Annotated in this window: 7 protein-coding genes; all 7 read left to right on the top strand. The window is 63.7% G+C overall.

Annotation, left to right across the window (positions count from 1 at the left end; genetic code table 11):
* A partial coding sequence (locus E4L98_RS27345) for a chemotaxis protein CheA (RefSeq protein WP_229257601.1) occupies window positions 1–1,288 on the top strand: 1,288 nt, incomplete at its 5' end.
* Between the two features lie 188 nt (window positions 1,289–1,476).
* Entirely contained in the window at window positions 1,477–2,880 is a 1,404-nt protein-coding gene (leuC, locus tag E4L98_RS27340) for a 3-isopropylmalate dehydratase large subunit (RefSeq protein WP_135204695.1), read from the top strand.
* 51 nt (window positions 2,881–2,931) lie between these two features.
* Complete coding sequence (locus tag E4L98_RS27335; RefSeq protein WP_135204694.1) at window positions 2,932–3,057, top strand: entericidin A/B family lipoprotein; 126 nt, start codon at window positions 2,932–2,934, stop codon at window positions 3,055–3,057.
* Window positions 3,058–3,096: 39 nt separating this feature from the next.
* The gene (gene leuD / locus E4L98_RS27330) at window positions 3,097–3,744 is read left to right on the top strand and encodes a 3-isopropylmalate dehydratase small subunit (RefSeq protein ID WP_135204693.1); all 648 of its coding nucleotides are present in this window, start codon (window positions 3,097–3,099) and stop codon (window positions 3,742–3,744) included.
* A 12-nt stretch (window positions 3,745–3,756) separates the two neighbouring features.
* On the top strand, window positions 3,757–4,827 hold the full coding sequence (gene leuB / locus E4L98_RS27325) for a 3-isopropylmalate dehydrogenase (RefSeq protein ID WP_135204692.1): 1,071 nt from the start codon (window positions 3,757–3,759) through the stop codon (window positions 4,825–4,827).
* A 25-nt stretch (window positions 4,828–4,852) separates the two neighbouring features.
* Window positions 4,853–5,980 carry an aspartate-semialdehyde dehydrogenase gene (gene asd, locus E4L98_RS27320; protein WP_135204691.1) on the top strand — a complete coding sequence of 376 codons (1,128 nt, stop codon included), beginning with the start codon at window positions 4,853–4,855 and terminating at the stop codon, window positions 5,978–5,980.
* Between the two features lie 184 nt (window positions 5,981–6,164).
* The coding region (locus E4L98_RS27315) for a type IV pilus assembly protein FimV (RefSeq protein WP_371857295.1) at window positions 6,165–6,696 on the top strand (532 nt) is incomplete at its 3' end.

The following is a 6,696-nucleotide window of genomic DNA, read 5'->3' as shown; positions in this document are numbered from 1 at the left end:
CCCAGCTACCCCAGCGAGGACGAATACCGCGCGGCCATGCGGCGCGCCGGCCGCGCGCCGCGAAGCCGCCGAGAAGAAGGAAGAACGTCCGCAAAGCGCGCCGGCCAAGGAAGAATCGATCCGTATCGACGCCGTCAAGCTGGACGCGCTGCTGGAAGTGGCCGGCGAATCGGTGCAGGCCGCCAACCAGGCCGCCGTGCTGCTGGAGCGCCTGCTGCAATTCAAATTCGAGGGCCAGGCCCAGACCCTGATGGCCACCCTGGCCGAAACCCTGGAGCGCGCCTCGCGCTACTCGACCGAACTGCAGCGCGCCACCCTGGCCACCCGCATGCAGCCGGTCGGCCGCTTGTTCCAGAAATTCCCGCGCCTGGTGCGCGAACTGGCCAAGGACCTCGGCAAGGAAGTCGAACTGAACATCGAAGGCGCGGAAACCGAAGTCGACCGCGTGGTGGTCGATTCGCTGTACGATCCGCTGGTGCACATGTTGCGCAACTCGCTCGACCACGGCGTCGAGACGCCGGAGGAGCGCGCCATTGCCGGCAAGCCGATCAAGTCCTTCATTCAGCTCAAGGCCTGGCAGGAAGCCAACAGCGTGATGATCGTGCTGCAGGATGACGGCAAGGGCATGGACCCGGTCAAGCTGCGCCAGAAGGCCTTGCAGAAGGGGCTGATCTCGGAATCCGCGCAGTTGTCTACCGACGACTGCCTGCAGCTGGTATTCTTACCGGGTTTCTCGACCAAGGAAGTGGCGTCCAGCGTGTCCGGCCGTGGTGTCGGCATGGACGTGGTGAAGACCGCGGTGGAGAAGAACCGCGGCGCGATCCAGATCGAATCCGAGCTGGGCAAGGGCACCAAGTTCTCCATCCGTCTGCCGATCGAGCTGTCGATCGTGCCGACCATGCTGGTCTCCACCTCGGGCGCCGCGCTGGCGCTGCCGATGGCGGTGGTGCAGCGCGTGGTGGAACTGCCAGAAGTGTTCATGGAAGTGGGGGGCGCGCCGGTCCTCAAGGACCAGGGCCGTCCGCTGCCGGTGCGCTCGCTGGCCGACGCGCTCGGCTACGAAAGCTGCCGCGAGAAGGTGGGTATTGTTGTCGCTGCACCACAGCCGTACATCCTGGCGGTGGAAGCGGTCGATGGCACGGCCGACCTCGTGATTAAACCGATGACCGCGATTACCGTCGAGGGCATTACCGGTACCGCCCGCTCCGCAGAAGGCGAGCTGGTGCTAGTGGTCGGCCTATCGTTCCTAATGGACGGGTGTCGGAGCAGTGTACGCATGGCGGCCTGATCGAGCAGATCGGGTCAAGCAAGAACCAAAAAGCCTGCGTCCACACGCAGGCTTTTTTGTATTTAGGGGTCATACCACGTGTAGGGTATGCAGAAGGCATCGGGCTCACGAGGCTGGACAGCGTTGGCTGCGCGCATTGCACACTATGGCATAATGAAGTTGGATAATCGTAGCAGTATGTAAATAACATCATGAAGACGCTTTACGACAAACTCTGGGAATCCCACGTGGTGCGCACCGAGGAAGACGGCACCGCCATCCTCTATATCGACCGCCACCTGGTCCACGAAGTGACCAGCCCGCAAGCCTTCGACGGCCTGCGCGCCGCCAACCGCCAGCCATGGCGCATTTCCGCCAACCTGGCGGTGGCCGACCACAATGTGCCAACCACCGCCCGCACCGAAGGCATCGCCGACCCGATCTCGCGCCTGCAGGTCGAGACCCTGGACAAGAACGCCAAGTCCTACGGGCTGACCTACTTCAACATGAACGACAAGCGCCAGGGCATCGTGCACGTGATCGGCCCGGAACAGGGCGCCACCCTGCCCGGCATGACGGTGGTCTGCGGCGATTCGCACACCTCCACCCACGGCGCGTTCGGCGCGCTGGCGCATGGCATCGGCACCTCGGAAGTCGAGCACGTGCTGGCTACCCAGACCCTGTTGCAAAAGAAATCCAAGGCCATGCTGGTGCAGGTCGACGGCGTGCTGCCGGCCGGCGTCACCTCCAAGGATATCGTGCTGGCCATCATCGGCAAGATCGGCACCGCCGGCGGCACCGGCTACTGCATCGAGTTCGGCGGTTCGGCGATCCGCGCGCTGTCGATGGAAGGCCGCATGACCGTGTGCAACATGGCGATCGAGGCGGGCGCGCGCGCCGGCATCATCGGCGTCGACGATACCACCATCAACTATGTGAAGGGCCGGCCGTTCTCGCCGGCCGGTCCGCAGTGGGAGCAGGCGGTGGCCTACTGGCGCACGCTGCACACCGATCCGGGCGCGAAATTCGACCTGGTGGTGACCCTCAACGCGGCCGAGATCAAGCCGCAGGTCACCTGGGGCACCTCGCCCGAGATGGTGTTGCCGGTCGATGGCCGCGTGCCCGATCCCGACCACGAAAAGGACAGCGTCAAGCGCAGCGCCATGGAAAAGGCGTTGGTCTACATGGACCTCAAGCCGAATACGGCGATCGAAGACATCCGCATCGACAAGGTGTTCATCGGCTCCTGCACCAACTCGCGCATCGAAGACTTGCGCGCGGCGGCGGCGGTGGTGCGCGGCAAGCAGCGCGCCTCCAACGTCAAGCTGGCGATGGTGGTGCCGGGCTCGGGCCTGGTGAAAGAGCAGGCCGAACGCGAAGGCCTGGACCAGATCTTCAAGGCCGCCGGCTTCGAATGGCGCGAGCCGGGCTGCTCGATGTGCCTGGCGATGAACGCCGACCGCCTGGAACCGGGCGAGCGCTGCGCGTCGACTTCCAACCGCAACTTCGAAGGACGCCAGGGCCAGGGCGGACGCACCCACCTGGTGTCGCCGGCGATGGCCGCGGCGGCCGGCATCGCCGGTCACTTCGTCGACGTGCGCGCACTGCACTGATTTGTAAAAACGCGGCTGAGGCGCCGCACCCAAACTAGGATAGGAACCATCATGAAAAAGATCATCGCGCTGACCATTATCGCCACCTTCGTACTGACCGGCTGCAACACCGTCGCCGGCATCGGCAAGGACGTGCAAAAAGCGGGGCAGGCGGTCCAGGGCGCCTCAGGCCATTAAAACCCGACGGGCCAGGCGCCCGTCCACAGCATAACGATCATGGAAAAATTTACGATTTATGAAGGTCTGGTCGCTCCCCTGGATCGCGCCAATGTCGACACCGACGCCATCATTCCCAAGCAATTCCTGAAGTCCATCCACCGCACCGGATTCGGTCCCAACCTGTTCGACGAGTGGCGCTATCTCGACCACGGCGAGCCTGGCATGGACAACAGCCAGCGTCCGCTGAACCCGGACTTCGTGCTCAACGAGCCGCGCTATCAGGGCGCTTCCATCCTGGTCACCCGCAAGAACTTCGGCTGCGGCTCCTCGCGCGAGCACGCGCCGTGGGCGCTGGACCAGTACGGCTTCCGCGCGATCCTGGCGCCGTCGTTTGCCGACATCTTCTTCAACAACTGCTTCAAGAGCGGTTTGCTGCCCATCGTACTGACCGAAACCCAGATCGATCATCTGATCAACGAAGTCAAGGCCTTCCCCGGTTACCGCCTGGTGGTCGACCTTGAACAGCAGCGTGTCTCCACCAGCAATGGCAGTCTCTCCTACCCCTTCGAGATCGACGCCTTCCGCAAATACTGCCTGATGAACGGGCTCGACGATATCGGCCTGACCCTGCGCCATGCCGACGCTATCCGCGATTTCGAACAGCGCCATCTGGCAAACCAGCCCTGGCTGGCCAACGTCATCTAAAGAATCGAGAACATGAAAATTGCAATCCTGCCGGGCGACGGCATCGGCCCGGAAATCGTCACCGAGGCGGTCAAGGTGCTGAACGCGCTGGGCGAAACCTTTGAAATGGAAAGCGCTCCGGTCGGCGGCGCCGGCTACGAGGCCAGCGGCCATCCGCTGCCGGAAGCCACGCTGAAGCTGGCCAAGGACGCCGACGCGGTGCTGTTCGGCGCGGTCGGCGACTGGAAGTACGACACGCTGGAGCGTCCGCTGCGTCCCGAGCAGGCCATCCTGGGCCTGCGCAAGAATCTGGGCCTGTTCGGCAACCTGCGTCCTGCCATCCTGTACCCGGAACTGGCCGGCGCCTCGACGCTGAAGCCGGAAGTGGTGTCGGGCCTGGACATCCTGATCGTGCGCGAACTGACCGGCGACATTTACTTCGGCCAGCCGCGCGGCGTGCGCGAGTGCCCGGACGGTCCGTTCAAGGGCCAGCGCGAAGGCTTCGACACCATGCGCTATGCGGAAGGCGAAATCCGCCGCATCGCCCACGTGGCGTTCCAGGCGGCGCAAAAGCGCGGCAAGCGCCTGACCTCGGTGGACAAGGCCAACGTGCTGGAAACCTTCCAGTTCTGGAAGGACATCGTCACCGACGTGCACAAGGAATATCCGGACGTGGCGCTGGACCACATGTACGTCGACAACGCCGCCATGCAGCTGGTGCGCGCGCCGAAGAAATTCGATGTCATCGTCACCGGCAATATGTTCGGCGACATCCTGTCGGACGCGGCGGCCATGCTGACCGGTTCGATCGGCATGCTGCCGTCGGCCTCGCTGGACGCCAACAACAAGGGTTTGTACGAACCGTCGCACGGTTCGGCGCCCGACATCGCCGGCAAGGGCATCGCCAATCCGCTGGCGACCATCCTGTCGGCCGCCATGATGCTGCGCTACTCGCTGAACAAGACCGAACAGGCCGACCGCATCGAAGCGGCCGTCAAGCAGGTGCTGGCGCAGGGTCTGCGCACCGCCGACATCTATGAGGCAGGCACCACCAAGGTGGGCACCGAAGAGATGGGCAACGCGGTGGTCAAGGCACTGGCATAAAAAATTTTAGACAAGGAAGAGCAATATGAAACTCGTAGGTCTGGTAGGTTGGCGCGGTATGGTCGGTTCGGTGCTGATGCAGCGCATGCAGGAAGAGGGCGATTTCGCCCACATCGAGCCGGTGTTCTTCACCACCTCTAACCCGGGCGGCAACGCGCCGGCCATGGCGAAGAACGAAACCAAGCTGAAAAGCGCCACCGACATCGACGAACTGAAAAAGTGCGAGATCATCATCTCGTGCCAGGGCGGCGACTACACCACCGAGGTGTTCCCGAAGCTGCGCGCGGCCGGCTGGAACGGCTACTGGATCGACGCCGCTTCCACGCTGCGCATGGAAAAGGACGCCGTGATCGTGCTGGACCCGGTCAACATGCACGTCATCAAGGACGCGCTGGGCAAGGGCGTGAAGAACTTCATCGGCGGTAACTGCACCGTCTCGTGCATGCTGATCGGCTTGGGCGGCCTGTTCCAGCAAGGTCTGGTGGAATGGATGACCTCCATGACCTACCAGGCGGCATCGGGCGGCGGCGCGCAGCACATGCGCGAGCTGCTGACCCAGTTCGGCACCATCAACGGCGCCGTCAAGCCGCTGCTGGACGATCCGGCGTCCGCCATCCTGGAAATCGACCGCCAGGTGCTGGCCACCCAGCACGGCCTGTCGGCCGAAGAGACCAAGCAGTTCGGCGTACCGCTGGCCGGCAACCTGATCCCGTGGATCGACAAGGACCTGGGCAACGGCCAGTCGAAGGAAGAATGGAAGGCGGGCGCCGAGACCAACAAGATCCTGGGTCTGGGCGCGGACTTCGGCTCCAAAGCGATTCCGGTGGATGGCCTGTGCGTGCGCATCGGCGCCATGCGCTGCCACTCGCAGGCGCTGACCATCAAGCTGACCGGGGATGTGCCGCTGGACGAGATCACCGACATCATCGCCTCGGCCAACCAGTGGGCGAAAGTGGTGCCGAACACGCGCGAAGCGTCGATGAAGGAGCTGTCGCCGGCGGCCGTCACCGGCGGCCTGACCATCCCGGTCGGCCGTCTGCGCAAGATGAGCATGGGGCCGGACTACCTGTCGGCCTTCACCGTCGGCGACCAGTTGCTGTGGGGCGCCGCCGAGCCGCTGCGCCGCATGCTGCGCATCGTGCTGGACCAGTAAAAACGGCCGCCACGCGCGTGGCGCAATCGCTGAAGAGAAGGGGTTTTTCCTATGTGCTCTCATAGGGGAAATCCCTTTTTGTCGTTTAAAGTGGTGCAAAGCTTGCACGCTGTTGTGCATGATGTTATGTTGGTATATCTGGGAAAGTAACATTTTCCATCTGACAACCATAATTAAACCCACTATGCCTGTACAAACTCGCCCCATCGTTTCGTTCGCGTTGAAGACAATCACCAGTGCGGTCGCCAGCGCCGTGCTGTTGGCGGCGTCAGCCGATGCGGCGGGCTTAGGCAAGTTGACGGTGCTGTCGTCGCTGGGGCAGCCGCTGCGGGCGGAGATCGAGCTGACCTCGGTGTCGGCCGACGAAGCCGGTGCGCTGGTGGCCAAACTGGCGCCGAACGAGGCCTTCCGCGCGGCCAATATCGATTTCAACCCGGCGCTGATGTCGCTGCGTTTCGACGTCGAACAGCGCGGCGGCAAGCAGGTGATCAAGGTCAGTTCCAGCCAGCCAATCAACGAACCGTTCGTCGACATGCTGTTGGAGCTGAGCTGGACCGGTGGCCGTCTGGTGCGCGAATATACCTTCCTGCTGGACCCGCCGGACATGCGCGCCACCCAGGCGCCGCAGGTGACGGCGCCGGTCGACGTCGCCAACAAGCCCGCCACCGCGGCCGCGCTACCGTCCGCTGCTGCGCCGTCGGCGCAAGCTGCCGCGC

The sequence above is a fragment of the Duganella callida genome, assembly GCF_004614165.1.
Lineage (GTDB): Bacteria > Pseudomonadota > Gammaproteobacteria > Burkholderiales > Burkholderiaceae_D > Rugamonas > Rugamonas callida.
This window is presented reverse-complemented; position numbering and strand designations above follow the sequence as displayed.